Raw genomic sequence first — 12,823 nt, forward strand, 5'->3', positions numbered from 1 at the left:
TCCGGCGCGCCGCCGCGGAGGCTGTCGCGGCGGCGCCCCGGGCGGGCTCAGCCTGCCAGGCCCAACGACCGCTTCAGGAAGGCGACCTGCAACAGGAGCAGGTTCTCCGCCACGGTGGCGTCGCTCGCCATGTGGGTCACCCCGGACAGCGGCAGCACCTCGTGCTGCCGCCCCGCCGCCAGCAGCGCCGAGGACAGCCGCAGCGCGTGCGCGACGACCACGTTGTCGTCGGCGAGCCCGTGAATGATCATCATGGGTCTGTGCGGCCCTTCCCCGGACACCAGGGACAGTCCCGCGTCGGTGATCAGTGAGGACTCCGCGTACACCTCGGGGTTCTCCTGCGGGGTGCCGCAGTAGCGCTCGGTGTAGTGCGTGTCGTACAGCCGCCAGTCGGTCACCGGGGCGCCGGCGACGGCGGCGTGGAAGACGTCGGGCCGCCGCAGCACGGCCAGCGCCGCGAGGTAACCGCCGTAGGACCAGCCCCTGATGCCCACCCGTGTCAGGTCGAGGGGGAACTCGGCGGCGAGCGCGTGCAGGGCCTCGACCTGGTCGTCGAGGGTGACCGGGGCGAGCCGGTGCGCGATCGCCTTCTCCCAGGCGGGGCTGTGCCCGGGGGTGCCGCGCCCGTCGGCCGTGACCACGGCGAAGCCCTGGTCGGCGAACCACTGTGCGGTCAGGTGCGCGTTGTGCGCGGCCACGACGCGCTGGCCGTGCGGACCGCCGTAGGGGTCCATCAGCACGGGCAGCGGTCCGTCGGCGTCCTGGTAGCCGGTGGGCAGGACCACGGCGGCGGGGATGCGGCGTGCGCCGGCGAGCAGCAGGCGGGGCGCGGTGGTCAGCACGGGCCGTTCGGCGTGCGAGTCGAGGGTGCCCAGCCGCTTTCCGTCCTCCTGGCGCAGCAGCACGATCCGCGATCCGGCCCGCGACAGGTCCGCCGTCGAGAGCACGAGGGTTCCGCCGCCGCGCACGGCGGAGGACAGCCGCGGGCCGCGGCCGTCGTCTTCGGGGTCGGTGATCCGTACGGCCTCGCCGCCGGCCAGCGGCACCCGGTAGACCCCCACGTCGCCCGGTGCCGAGCGGCGCAGGGGATCGCCGCCGTCCCCCTCGGAGGCGGTCAGCAGGACGTCCTCGGCGCCGACGTCCAGCACGGCCCGCACATGCAGCCGCGCGTCCGTGAGCCGTCGTGCGCCCGCCATGAGCACCCGTGCGCTCTCCCCGTCCGCACCGTCGGCGCTCTCGTCCACGACCCGCACCACAGAGCCGTCCGGCGCCCACGCGGGTACGCCGCCGAAGAGTTCCAGCCAGATTCGATCTTCCTCGGTGAGTGTGACCGACGTCTCACCCGTCTCGACGTCCACGCTCAGGTACGCGGCGGCGCGCTGGTCCCTGCTGTGCACGAGCAACAGCGGCGAACCGGCCGCGGACCAGTGGACCCTGGCCAGGTACGGGTAGCGCTCGCGGTCCCAGCCGACCTGGCGGCGCGTCCCGTCGAGCCCCAGCAGATGCAGGGTGACCTCGGCGTTCGCCGTTCCGGCCGCGGGGTAGGCGACGCGCGCCGGCTCGCCCTGCGGGTTGGCCGGGTCGGCGATGGACCAGCGGGCCACCGGTGCGTCGTCGGCGCGCGCGACCAGCAGCCGGTCCGAGTCGGGCGACCACCAGTGGCCGCGGGTGCGGGACATCTCCTCCGCCGCGACGAACTCCGCCAGGCCCCAGGTGACCGTCTCCGCCTCGGGATCGGCCAGCGCCCTGTCGTTCTCCCCGGACGCGGCGACCACCCGCAGGGCGCCCCGCGCCACGTAGGCGACGTACCGGCCGTCGGGGGAGGGGCGGGGATCCACGACCGGGGTCGGTGTGGAGAGTTCGCGCGCCTGCCCCGTGGTCAGGTCCGCGGTGAAGAGCCGGCCCGAGAGGGCGAAGGCCGCCGTCTCCACGCACGTGTCGGTGGCATATCCGACCACACCGGCCGTGCCTTCCCTGCTCCGCTCGCGCCGCGCGCGCTCCTCGGCCGAGAGCTCTTCCGCCGCCCCGCCCAGGAGAGCCGCGGGATCGGCGGCGATACGCTCCTCGCCGCTCGCCGCCTCCCGCACCCAGAGGAGATGGGCCAGGTCGAAGCCGTCGCGGGAGCGAAGAAAAGCAACTCGTGAGCCGTCCGGGGCGACAGTGAAGGACCTCGGGGCACCAAGTGTGAATCTGTGGGTACGGGCGTGCTGCTGCGGGAAAGTCGTAGCCATGCGGCTGACCGTACTGCGCACGCGCCCGGGAGCACCGTGCCCGCGCCAGGCCGTGATCCGTTCCGGATGCCCGCCCGGGCGAGGGTCAGCTCGTCGGAGGGTGGCTGGATATGAATATGCGCCCCTCCTCTGCACCCGTGCACCGAGCCGTGCGGTCGCCCGGATAATTATGATCCGTTGCGCATGGTGGGTGCTGGGTATGAAGCCGGTGGCTCCTCCGTGCCGGAGGCGCGCCGCCGTGTCCGTGTGACCCGTGAAGATCCCGAACCGACCGTGCGTACTTGGAGGTGAGCCGCCGTGGCACTCTCGATTTCGGCGGTGGTGCTGCTGGCGATCATCGTCATCCTGCTCGTCAGGAAGTCCGGGCTCAAAGCCGGACACGCGGTGATCTGCATGCTGTTGGGCTTCTACCTCGCCAGCTCCTCGGTCGCCCCCACGATCACCGACCTGACCTCCAACGTCGCCGGGATGATCGGCCAGCTCAAGTTCTGAGGACGCCGCGCCCCCGCCCCACCCGCGTCCCGGCCCCCTCTTCCCGGCCCCCGACTCCCCTCGACGCCCTCCGCCCCCGCACCCTTCCTCCCCCTCGCCTCACCGGGCGGCGGCGTGCCCGTCGTAGGCTCGGGGCATGACCGCTGCGTTTCCCCCAGGGACGGCCCCCGGCTCACCGGCCGCCCCCCGGCGCCGTGTGCTGCTGGTGCACGCGCACCCGGACGACGAGTCGATCACCACAGGCGCCACCATGGCCAAGTACGCGGCTCAGGGCGCGCACGTCACCCTCGTCACCTGCACGCTGGGTGAGGAGGGCGAGGTCATCCCGGACGGGCTCGCCCACCTGGCGCCCGGCCAGGACGACACCCTCGGCCCGCACCGCTTCGGCGAACTCGCCGCGGCCATGCGCGCGTTGGGCGTCACCGACCACCGCTTCCTCGGCGGCCGGGGACGCTACCGGGACTCCGGCATGATGGGCGCGCCGACCAACGACCGCCCCGGCTGCTTCTGGCAGGCCGACCTCGACGAGGCCGCCCGCCTGCTCGCCACCGTGCTGCGCGAGGTACGCCCCCAGGTGGTCGTCACCTACGGCCCCGACGGCGGCTACGGCCACCCCGACCACATCAAGGCCCACCGCGTGGCCATGCGCGCCGTCCAGCTCGCCGCCGCCGAGAGCGGCCGCGGCGGCGGCGCGCCGCACCGGGTAGGGCGCGTCTACTGGAACGTCGTCCCCCGCCCCGTCCTCGACGAGGGCTTCGCCCGGCTGCACGCGGCCGCGGGCGACGGAGAGGTCTTCCCCTTCCCCGGCTTCCTGGGCGACACGGGCTTCGCGCTCCCCGACGACGTCCCCGGCGTGGTCGAGGGCGCCGACGAGGTCGACGTCACGATCGACGCCCGCGCCCACCTCGCCGACAAGGCGGCGGCCATGGCGGCCCACGAGACGCAGGTCTCCGTACGTGAGACCTCGCGCGGCCCCTTCTTCGCGCTCTCCAACGGGCTCGGCCAGCCCCTCATCGGCACCGAGTACTTCCAGCGCGCCGACCGCGCCGGCCGCGAATCCGCGCCCGCGGGGCTCGACGACCTCTTCGCAGGGGTGGAGGCATGAGCGGGGCGTCCGTGGCCACCCAGGCAGCGGGTGCCTACCCGCGCGGGCGCAACGCCCGCATCGCCGTGTACGCGGCGTTGGCCGTACTCGGCCTGCTGACCGGCGCCGCCGGAGCCCTCGTCCAGGGCGCCTGGTTCCCCCTCGGCCTGCTGCTCGCGCTGGCCGCCGCCGTCGGACTCTTCTGGGGCGGCGCGAAACTGTGCCGCACCAAGCCGGGAGCGGCCGTGCCGGGCGCAGGCTGGGTGGTCGCCGTCCTGCTGATGACGACCTCGCGGGCCGAGGGCGACTTCCTGTTCGCCGCGGGCCTCGCCGGCTACGTCTACCTGTTCGGCGGCATGCTCGCGGCTGTGATGTGTACCACCATCACCCTGCCCGCGCCCCCCGTTCCGGTGCACAAGAACCGCTGAGAGGGGCGCCGGCGGGCCGATTCGGCGGTCGCGGGGCCCCTGCCCCGTGCCCCCAGTACAGTGGTGCGCGCCGGCGAGCCGCCTTCGGGCCAACGGGAAGACGGCGAATCCATCCGGGAGTACCTGCTTTGAGTCGTGAAACTGACAGTTCGTCCTCCGGGCCCAAGCGGCGCGGCGGTTCGTCGTACCCCTCGGGGACGGAGCCGTACGGCACCTCGGGCTCCGGCGCGGACCAGGAGGGCCGGGGAACCGATCCGGCAGCCGGGTCGAAGCCGGACGAGCCGAAGACCGAGACGACGCTCACCACCCGCATCCGCATCAACATCCCCGGGTCGCGGCCCATCCCGCCCGTGGTGATGCGCACCCCGGTCGGCGACGAGAACGAGGGCGGCAAGCCCGGCGGCGCCGACAAGGGCAGCACCAAGGGCGGCGCGTCAGCGCCCGACCTGGGCGCGGGCAAGCGCGCGACGGGCGGCGGACCGCCCCCTCCCGGGCCCGCGGGACCGCCACCGTCCGGGCCCGCCGCGCCGGGTGGCGCGGCCGCCGCCTCGGCCGGGCCGGGTGCGTCCGGCCAGGAGAGAGGACCCGCGGGTGCCGAGGGCCGTCCCTCAGCAGGTGCGAACTCCGGTTCCCCGCAGGGCGACGGGCCCGCCGAGCCCGAGGGGAGCTTCACCCAGCAGACCAGCGACTGGTTCTCTCCGCGCAAGCCCCCGCGCAGCGCGCCGCCCGGCCCCGCCTCCGGCGGCGGCCCCGGCGGTCCCGCGCCCGAGACGACCGGCACGCACCGGCTGCCCGGCCCGGCGGACACGCCCCCCGAGGGTGTCCCGCAGGTGGGCTCCGGCGCACCCGCGGGGCCGACGACCGGCCCGGTCACCGGCGACATGACAGGCCCCGGGCCTTCCGGCACGGGCGCGGGACCGCTCGCCGCGCCGGACACGGACCCCGGCATGGGAACCGGCCCGGCATACGGGGCGGGCCGGCCCCCGGGCCCCGGCCAGACCCCAGGAACCGGCCAGACCCCAGGAACCGGCCAGACCCCAGGAACCGGCCAGACCCCAGGAACCGGCCAGGACTTCGGTGCGGACGGGTTCTTCGGCGCCGGCAGCGGCCCCGCGGCCGGGCGGCCGCCGGGTGCGAACGGGCCCTTCGGGTCCGGCCAGGGCGGCGCCCCGGAGCGTGGCGCCTCCGGGCTGGACGCCTTCGGCCAGGGGACGCAGCCGGACGGTGCCTCGAAGCCGGACCCGTTCGGTGAGCGCGGCCCGGCTACGAGCGCGGGGCACGGGCACGGGCACGAGGACACCGGCGCCCACCGCGCCCCCTCAGGGCCGGGCGCCGACTCCGGTCCCGGAGCCCCCGGTTCCGGCCCCTCGGGCACACCGCCGTCCGGTATCCCGGCCGTTCCCGGCGCCGGCGCGCCCTCGGGACCCGGGGGCCCGGGCGGCCCCGGTGCCCCCGCCGGCGAGTCGCCGGTCAGTTCGACGCTCGGTCTGGGCACGGGCCCTGGCACGTTCGCCCCGGGCGGCGCGGACGAGACCGCCCCCGGCGCCGCGGCAGGTGGCGACGGCGAGCGGCGCTCGAGCGACACCATGGTCAGCGGCGTCCCGCAGGCCGGGCCCGAGGGCGGCCCGGCGGCCCCGGGCCAGGGGGCGTCGTCCCCGTCGCCCGTGCCCACCGGTGGCGCGGCGGCCCCGCAGGCGAACAGGGCCGCGAAACCGGCGCGCAAGGGCGGCCGTTCGAAGCTCGTCCTGGCGGGGGTCGCGGTCGTCGGCGTGCTCGGCGTCGCCTACGGCACGGGGCTGCTGCTGGACCACGCGGACGTGCCCAAGGGCACGACGGTCCTCGGGGTGGAGATCGGCGGCCTGAGCAAGCACGAGGCCGTCAACAAGCTGGACTCCGCGCTCGGTGAGCGGACGAGGAAACCGTTCACGATCAAGACGAGCGGCGGCAGCGAGAAGCTCAAGCCGAGCGTGGCGGGCGTGACGCTGGACAACGAGGCGACCGTGCGCGCCGCCGCGGGCCGCGACTACAACCCGGTCTCCGTCATCGGCTCCCTGTTCGGCCAGTCCCGCGAGGCGGAGCCGGCCGTCAAGGTGGACGATGCGAAGGTGCGGTCGGCGCTGGGGCCCCTCGTGAAGAAGGCCGAGGCGACGTCGCCCTCCGAGGGCATGGTGAAGTTCACCGGCGGCAAGGCCGTCGCGGTCAAGGGCACCGCACACAAGGTCGTCGACATCGCCAAGGCGCCCGACGCGCTTGAGCAGGCGTTCGAGGAGCGGGCCGTCTCCGGCGAGAACGAGCCGGTGGAGCTGCCGGGTTCGGTACGCAAGCCCAAGGTGACCCAGGCCGATCTGGACAAGGCGGTCAAGGGGTTCGGGCGGACCGCGATGTCCGGCTGGGTCTGGCTGGAGGCGGGCGATGTGAAGGTGCCCTTCAGCCAGAAGACGCTCGGTACCTTCCTGACGATGCGCCCCGGTGGCAGCGGAACACTCCAGCCGGTCATCGACACCGACAAGCTGGCGGCGACCTACGGGTCGGCCTTCGACAACGTGGTGATAAAGGCGGGCGCCGGCACGGTCAAGATGACGCCGAAGCACGCGGCCGTCGCCATGGTGAAGGCCCTGAGCGAGAAGGCGCCGCCCGAGCCCGGGCAGCGGGTGGCCAAGGTGCCGGGCTCCGTCTCCCAGTGAGGCCGTCGCCCCAGGCCGCGCCGCCCCGTCCCTGAGGCGGCACCCGAGCGCGCCGAGGCGCCCCGCCGTACCGGCGGGGCGCTTTGCCGTGTGCCGGGGACCGCGTGTCACCCGCGGGAAGTGACATCTGTCAGCCGAAGGACGCGACCGTCGGCACTGCCGCTTGCCCCTCCCCGCCGCGAGGCTGGGAACATGACATCGACGCAGGCCACCACACCCGCCGTGGAGTTCTCCGCAGCCGGCAAGACCTACGGGAGCGTCCGCGCCCTCGACGGGCTGACCGTCAGCCTCCAGGCCGGGCAGACCGTCGCCCTCCTCGGCCCGAACGGGGCGGGCAAGTCCACCACCCTCGACCTGCTCCTCGGACTGCGCACCCCCGACCAGGGCGGCCGGGTACGGCTGTTCGGCACCACGCCGCGGCAGGCGGTCACCGGCGGACGGGTGGGCGCGATGCTCCAGTCCGGCGGGCTGATGGACGGCGTACGCGTCCGTGAACTCGTCGCGCTCGCCTGCGGGCTGCACCCGCGCGGCCGCCCCGTCGGACAGGTGCTCGCCGACGCGGGACTGACCGGCATCGCCGAGCGGATGGTCGGCAAGCTGTCCGGCGGCCAGGAGCAGCGGGTGCGGTTCGCGCTCGCGACCGCGGGGGACAGCGACCTGCTCGTCCTGGACGAGCCCACCACCGGCATGGACGTCACGGCACGGCGCTCCTTCTGGTCCGAGATGCGCGCCCAGGCGGCGCAGGGCCGCACCGTGCTGTTCGCCACCCACTACCTCGAGGAGGCCGACGAGGTCGCCGACCGGGTGCTGGTGCTGCACCGGGGGCGGCTGCTGGCCGACGGCAGCGCGGCCGAGATCAAGGCCATGGCGGGCGTGCGCAGGGTCGGCTTCACGCTGGACGCGGTGCCCGACGGCGTCCTGGAGGCGCAGCTGCGAGCCCTGCCAGGGGTCACCGAACTGGAGCTGTCCGGCGCCGTGGTGAGGCTGCGTTCGGCCGACGCGGACGCCACCGTGCACGCCGCCTACGCGCTCGGCCTCTACCCGCGCGACCTGGAGGTCACCGCCCTCGGCCTCGAGCAGGCGTTCGTGGCCCTCACCGCCCGCGCCGACGCGCCCCACCCCCCGGGCGCGGAGCCCGCACCCGCGACCACCCCCCTCTCCTCCCCGCACCGGAAGGCGGACGCCAAGTGAAGACCCTCATCCGGCTGGAGATCACCCGGGCGCTGCGCAACAAGAAGTTCATGTTCTTCTCGGTGATCTACCCGCCCGCCCTCTACGTGCTGATCGCCGGCAGCAACTCGAACGCCAGGATGCCCGGACTCGACATCGACCTGAGCCTCTACTACATGGTCGCGATGGCCGCCTTCGGGGCGATGACCGCCGTCCTGATGGGCAACAGCGAGCGCATCGCCAGGGAGAGGGAGGCAGGGTGGGTACGGCAGTTGCGGCTGACGGCGCTGCCGGGCCGCGGCTACGTGGCGGCGAAGATCGCCTCGGCCGCCACGGTCAGCCTGCCGTCCATCGTCCTGGTCCTGCTCACCGGAGCCGTCGCGATGGGCGTGCGGCTCGACGCCTGGCAGTGGGTGGCCGTCGGCCTGAGCTCCTGGGCGGGCAGCTTCGTCTTCGCCGCGCTGGGCGTGGCCATCGGCTACCTGGCGACGGGGGACGCCGTACGGCCGCTGACCATGCTCTTCTACTTCGGGCTCGCGTTCCTCGGCGGGCTGTGGCTGCCCAGCTCCAGCCTCCCCGGCTGGGTGCGGGACATCGGCGCATGGGTGCCCACCCACGCCTACACGGCGCTGGGCCAGGCGGTCGAGGCGGGCCATGCGCCCCACCTGGGGGACGTGGGGCTGCTGGCCGGCTATCTCGTACTCTTCGCCTCAGCGGCGGCCTGGCTCTACCGCAGGGACACCCGCAAGGCGTGAGCCGCACCCGCACGCAACCGGCCGGCCGCGCGTGCGCCGCCCGTAGCCCCCGCACTCGAAGGAGGAGCCGCGTCATGGCCCGGACCGCCGAAGGGGCCCACGCCGTGAGCGGCGCCGCCGCGGGGGAGGGGGGCGGCGCGCCGTCCGAGGGGGGAGGGCGCCTGGTGGCCGTCGCGGAGCCGCCGGCCACCAGGCGCCAGCAGCTGCGCAAGGCCCTCATGATCCTGGTGTGGATGGTCTTCCTCGGCGGACCGCTGACGGACCTGTGCTCGGGCCGGCTCGGCACGGGCGCCACCGTGTGGGGGAGCGCGATGCTCGCCGTGTTCGTCGCCGTCTACGCGGGGCTCGTCTTCCGCCACACCAGCTCCCCGCTGCCCAGCCGGACCGTGCACGCCCTCGTGGCGCTCCTGTTCGCGCTCGCCTGCGCGCTGTCCCTGACCGTCGGCCAGGGCTGGCTGGTCCTGTTCGTCTACGTCGCGGTCGCCTCCGGCGCGGTGCTGCCGGTGGCGCGGGCCGCCTGGAGCGTGGGCGCGTGCGTGCTGGCGCTGGCGGTGATCGGCACCGGCTTCGGGGCGCGGCCGTGGTGGGGGCCGTGGACCGCGTTCGTGGTCCCCGCCGTACTGGGCGGCTTCGCGCTGATGTCCGCTCGCAAGACCGTGCGCACGCTGCGCGAGCTGCGCAGGGCCCGGGCCGCCGTCGCCGAACTGGCGGCCAGCGAGGAGCGCCTGCGGCTCGCCCGCGACCTGCACGACCTGCTCGGGCACTCGCTGTCCCTGGTGACCCTCAAGAGCGAGCTCGCGGGGCGGATGCTGCCCGCTCACCCCGAGCGCGCCGCCGAACAGATCGCCGACATCGAACGGGTCAGCAGACAGGCGCTCGTCGACGTACGCGAGGCGGTCAGCGGCTACCGGCGCCCCACCCTCGCCGTCGAACTCGCCGGCGCCCGTACCGCGCTCGACACGGCGGGCATCACCGCCGAACTGCCCCACGGCGCACCGTCTCTCCCGCTGGCCTCCGCGACCGAGGGGGCGCTGGCGTGGGCGCTGCGCGAGGCCGTCACCAACGTCGTGCGGCACAGCGGCGCGCGGCGCTGCACGGTCGCGTTCGGCACCGGCGAGGCGGCCACGCTGCACCTCACCGTCAGCGACGACGGCAAGGGACCCTCCGGCGCCGGGGCGGGCAACGGGCTGAACGGACTGCGCGAGCGGCTGGCACTCGTCGACGGGTCCCTTTCGACCTCGGCCGGGCCCGGCGGGGGCTTCACGCTGCGGGCCACGGTGCCCTCGCTACCCTGATGCGCGTGATCAGACTGCTGCTCGCCGAGGATCAGGTCATGGTCCGCGAGGCGCTCGCGGCGCTGCTCGGCCTGGAGCCGGACATCGAGATCGCCGCCCAGGTCGGGCGCGGTGACGAGGTGCCGGACGCGGTCGCCGAGCACCGCCCCGACGTCGCCCTCCTCGACATCGAGATGCCGGGCCTCAGCGGCCTGGACGCGCTGGAGGGACTGCGCTTCGACCATCCGGACCTGAAGGTCGTCATCCTCACCACGTTCGGCAGGCCCGGATACCTGCGCAGAGCCATGGAGGCGGGCGCCGACGCCTTCCTGGTCAAGGACGCCCCCGCCGCCCAACTCGCCGACGCCGTACGCCGGGTGCTGGCGGGGGAGCGCGTCATCGACCCCGGGCTGGCCGCCGCGGCGCTCGCACAGGGCGCCAGCCCGCTGACCGAACGGGAGTGCGACGTGCTCGGCGCGGCACGCGAGGGCGCGGGCAACGCCGAGATCGCGGCCAGGCTGCACCTCTCGCACGGCACCGTCCGCAACTACCTGTCCACGGCCATCCACAAGACCGGCGCGCGCAACCGCACGGAGGCCGCCCGCATCGCCCGCGACCGGGGCTGGCTGTAGCGGCACGCCGAGCACGCCGAGCACGCCGAGCACACCGAGCACACCGAGCACGCCGAGCACGCCGAGGCCGGCGCGCCCGGCCGTTGGGGACGTCCGCCCGCCGGCGTACGCCCTCGAGTGGAACGTCAGTTCAACCGGGCCCGTGCCGCTCGGGCCGCGCGGCGGATGTTCTCCGCCGCGTTCGGCTCCATCGCCGCGACGACATCGGCGTAACCCTCCATCTCCCGGGCGCCCCGCGCGAACTCCCCCCGCTCCACCAGCAGCTGCGCCCGCTCGAAGCGGAGCCTGCCCGGATGGTGCGGCAGCAGCAGGGACAGCTCGACCGCCCACAGCCGCACCCCCGTCTGCTCGGGGCGGCGGGCGGCCCACGCACGGATGTTGTTCAAAACCCGCAGCACCGTCTCCAGCGCCCCCGCGGGCTGGAAGGAGGCGGCCGACAGCGGGGCCCCGCCCGTGGCCCCGGCGACCATCACGGACAGCTCCGCTTCGCCCAGCTGTGCCCCGCCCGCGAACGGGTCGGCCAGCACGTGGTGCCCGCGCGGGTCCCCGAAGCCGACGACGAAGTGCCCCGGCAGCGCCACCCCGTACACCGGGGCACCGGCACGCCGCGCCACCTCCGTCCAGACCACCGACAGCAGGATCGGCAGCCCGCGCCGCCGCCGCAGCACCTCGGGCAGCAGCGAGGAGGCCAGCCGCTGGTAGTCGGGGGCGGCGCCGCGGAACCCGAGCTCTTCGCCCAGCAGCCGGCGCAGGGCGCTCGCCCACGCCGCCGGGGCGCGGCCGCGCTCGTACGGAAGCAGCCCGGCCAGCCGGTCGAGCTCCGCCTGCCCCTGGTCCACGACCCGCTCGAGGGCGGACACGTCCTGCGCGGCGCCCTTTCCGCGCAGCGCCGCCTCGGCACCGACCAGCAGGCACAGCGTCGCCAGGTCGGGCCCTTCCTCCCGCGCCGCCTCGGCGAACCGCTGCCTGACCACGTCGGGCACCTCTGGCACGCCCTCACCCGCACCCTGGGTTCCGTCTCCGGCCGCCATGTCAGTCCCGCGGGGTGCGCAGGTAGTGGTACGCGTGGTGGTCGGCGAAGCCCAGCGTGTCGTAGAGCGCACGGGCGGGCGCGTTGTCCCGCTCCACCTGGAGGTAGGCGGCCGAGGCGCCCTCGGCCAGCGCGGCCCGCGCCAGCTCGGCCATGACCGCCCGCGCCAGCCCCTGGCGGCGGTGCGCCGAGGCGACCTCGACGCCCGCGAACCCCGCCCAGCGGCCGTCCACCACGCACCGCCCGATCGCGGCCGGTGTGCCGCTCGGCTCCCGCTCGTCGGGCACCGTCGCGAACCACACGGACGGGCCGCCCGCCAGCACCTCGCGCGCCGCTGGAGTCAGCCCGCCGTCGTCCGCCCGGCGGTAGAGCGAGACCCACCGCTCGTCCGGTTCGCGGTGCAGCAGCACCCGGGCGTCGGGCTCCCGGTCGGCGAGCGGCGCGAGCGCGCCCACCCGGACGAGCGCGTGCCGCTCGGCCGTCCAGCCGCGCTCGCGCAACTCCCGCTCCAGCAGCGCGTGCTCCTCGGCCGCCACCTGGATCCGGACCGGCAGCCCCCGCTCGGCGTACCAGGCGGTGGCCTCGGCCAGCGCGTCGTCCAGCGGCAGCCCGGGATCGCCGGAGGGCAGCACCGAGTTCGCCCGCGTGGTGAACCCGCCGGCGGCACGGAGCGTCCAGCCGCCCAGCCGCCGCGACTCGGCCGGTGGCCAGCCGCGGGCCGCCACAGCGACGACTTCCGCCACGTCGGCCGCGGGTATCCCCCGGCGGCGCGCGGGCGTGCGGGGTACCACCTTTCCGGCGACCATGGACGCTTCCTCGATCTCCACGTGCTTACCATCGCGCCGCGTGATACCGAGCACGCCGCCCTTCCACGATGTGAGAATGCCGAGGGTGTCCGTGAACCGCCCGCGGCGCTCGCCGGCGCCCGTCAACGACCGCACCGACACACGTTCTCCCACGTCGGAAGGGGTGATGCGGACCTCCAAGCGTCCGCCAGTGGTGAATTCCACAGCTCTATCCGCCCCTCCTGTTCGTCTTGTGTC

The 12,823-nt window shown here is 75.1% G+C and carries 11 protein-coding genes; 8 read left to right on the forward strand and 3 right to left on the reverse strand.

Features of this window, described 5'->3' with window-relative positions; translation table 11 throughout:
• Positions 1–47: 47 nt before the first annotated feature.
• Positions 48–2,231 carry a S9 family peptidase gene (locus tag MMF93_RS21660; protein WP_242754074.1) on the reverse strand — a complete coding sequence of 728 codons (2,184 nt, stop codon included), beginning with the start codon at positions 2,229–2,231 and terminating at the stop codon, positions 48–50.
• A 297-nt stretch (positions 2,232–2,528) separates the two neighbouring features.
• Between MMF93_RS21660 and MMF93_RS21665 the strand changes: the two genes are divergently transcribed.
• The 8 genes from MMF93_RS21665 to MMF93_RS21700 all read left to right on the forward strand — a co-directional run bounded on the left by MMF93_RS21665 (position 2,529) and on the right by MMF93_RS21700 (position 10,750).
• A complete protein-coding gene (locus MMF93_RS21665; protein ID WP_114014462.1) occupies positions 2,529–2,723 on the forward strand; it encodes a DUF2304 family protein in 195 nt (64 codons plus the stop codon).
• A 136-nt stretch (positions 2,724–2,859) separates the two neighbouring features.
• A complete protein-coding gene (gene mshB, locus MMF93_RS21670; RefSeq protein WP_242754076.1) occupies positions 2,860–3,828 on the forward strand; it encodes an N-acetyl-1-D-myo-inositol-2-amino-2-deoxy-alpha-D-glucopyranoside deacetylase in 969 nt (322 codons plus the stop codon).
• Positions 3,825–4,235, forward strand: a complete 411-nt coding sequence (locus MMF93_RS21675; RefSeq protein ID WP_242754077.1) for a DUF6113 family protein — start codon at positions 3,825–3,827, stop codon at positions 4,233–4,235. Before mshB ends, MMF93_RS21675 begins: the two co-directional genes overlap by 4 nt.
• Before the next feature lie 128 nt (positions 4,236–4,363).
• Complete coding sequence (locus tag MMF93_RS21680) at positions 4,364–6,919, forward strand: hypothetical protein (protein ID WP_242754078.1); 2,556 nt, start codon at positions 4,364–4,366, stop codon at positions 6,917–6,919.
• 192 nt (positions 6,920–7,111) lie between these two features.
• Positions 7,112–8,110 carry an ABC transporter ATP-binding protein gene (locus MMF93_RS21685; protein WP_242754079.1) on the forward strand — a complete coding sequence of 333 codons (999 nt, stop codon included), beginning with the start codon at positions 7,112–7,114 and terminating at the stop codon, positions 8,108–8,110.
• Positions 8,107–8,844 (forward strand): ABC transporter permease, encoded by a 738-nt coding sequence (locus MMF93_RS21690; protein ID WP_242754080.1) that lies wholly within the window; start codon positions 8,107–8,109, stop codon positions 8,842–8,844. Before MMF93_RS21685 ends, MMF93_RS21690 begins: the two co-directional genes overlap by 4 nt.
• Positions 8,845–8,918: 74 nt before the next feature.
• Complete coding sequence (locus tag MMF93_RS21695; protein WP_242754081.1) at positions 8,919–10,139, forward strand: sensor histidine kinase; 1,221 nt, start codon at positions 8,919–8,921, stop codon at positions 10,137–10,139.
• Complete coding sequence (locus MMF93_RS21700) at positions 10,139–10,750, forward strand: response regulator transcription factor (protein ID WP_242754082.1); 612 nt, start codon at positions 10,139–10,141, stop codon at positions 10,748–10,750. Before MMF93_RS21695 ends, MMF93_RS21700 begins: the two co-directional genes overlap by 1 nt.
• 125 nt (positions 10,751–10,875) lie before the next feature.
• Here the strand turns inward: MMF93_RS21700 and MMF93_RS21705 are convergent, their stop codons facing one another.
• On the reverse strand, positions 10,876–11,781 hold the full coding sequence (locus MMF93_RS21705) for a transglutaminase-like and tetratricopeptide repeat-containing protein (protein WP_423835489.1): 906 nt from the start codon (positions 11,779–11,781) through the stop codon (positions 10,876–10,878).
• Between the two features lies 1 nt (position 11,782).
• The gene (locus tag MMF93_RS21710; RefSeq protein WP_242754083.1) at positions 11,783–12,790 is read right to left on the reverse strand and encodes a GNAT family N-acetyltransferase; all 1,008 of its coding nucleotides are present in this window, start codon (positions 12,788–12,790) and stop codon (positions 11,783–11,785) included.
• Between the last annotated feature and the right edge of the window lie 33 nt (positions 12,791–12,823).

It is taken from the genome of Streptomyces tubbatahanensis, from assembly GCF_022699385.1.
Taxonomy (GTDB): Bacteria; Actinomycetota; Actinomycetes; order Streptomycetales; family Streptomycetaceae; genus Streptomyces; species Streptomyces diacarni.

Excerpts from the sequence above, each read along its gene's own strand:
- MMF93_RS21660 (WP_242754074.1), bottom strand. The coding sequence starts at position 2,231 with ATGGCTACGACTTTCCCGCAGCAGCACGCCCGTACCCACAGATTCACA.
- mshB (WP_242754076.1), top strand. The coding sequence starts at position 2,860 with ATGACCGCTGCGTTTCCCCCAGGGACGGCCCCCGGCTCACCGGCCGCC.
- MMF93_RS21675 (WP_242754077.1), top strand. The coding sequence starts at position 3,825 with ATGAGCGGGGCGTCCGTGGCCACCCAGGCAGCGGGTGCCTACCCGCGC.
- MMF93_RS21685 (WP_242754079.1), top strand. The coding sequence starts at position 7,112 with ATGACATCGACGCAGGCCACCACACCCGCCGTGGAGTTCTCCGCAGCC.
- MMF93_RS21695 (WP_242754081.1), top strand. The coding sequence starts at position 8,919 with ATGGCCCGGACCGCCGAAGGGGCCCACGCCGTGAGCGGCGCCGCCGCG.
- MMF93_RS21700 (WP_242754082.1), top strand. The coding sequence starts at position 10,139 with ATGCGCGTGATCAGACTGCTGCTCGCCGAGGATCAGGTCATGGTCCGC.
- MMF93_RS21705 (WP_423835489.1), bottom strand. The coding sequence starts at position 11,781 with ATGGCGGCCGGAGACGGAACCCAGGGTGCGGGTGAGGGCGTGCCAGAG.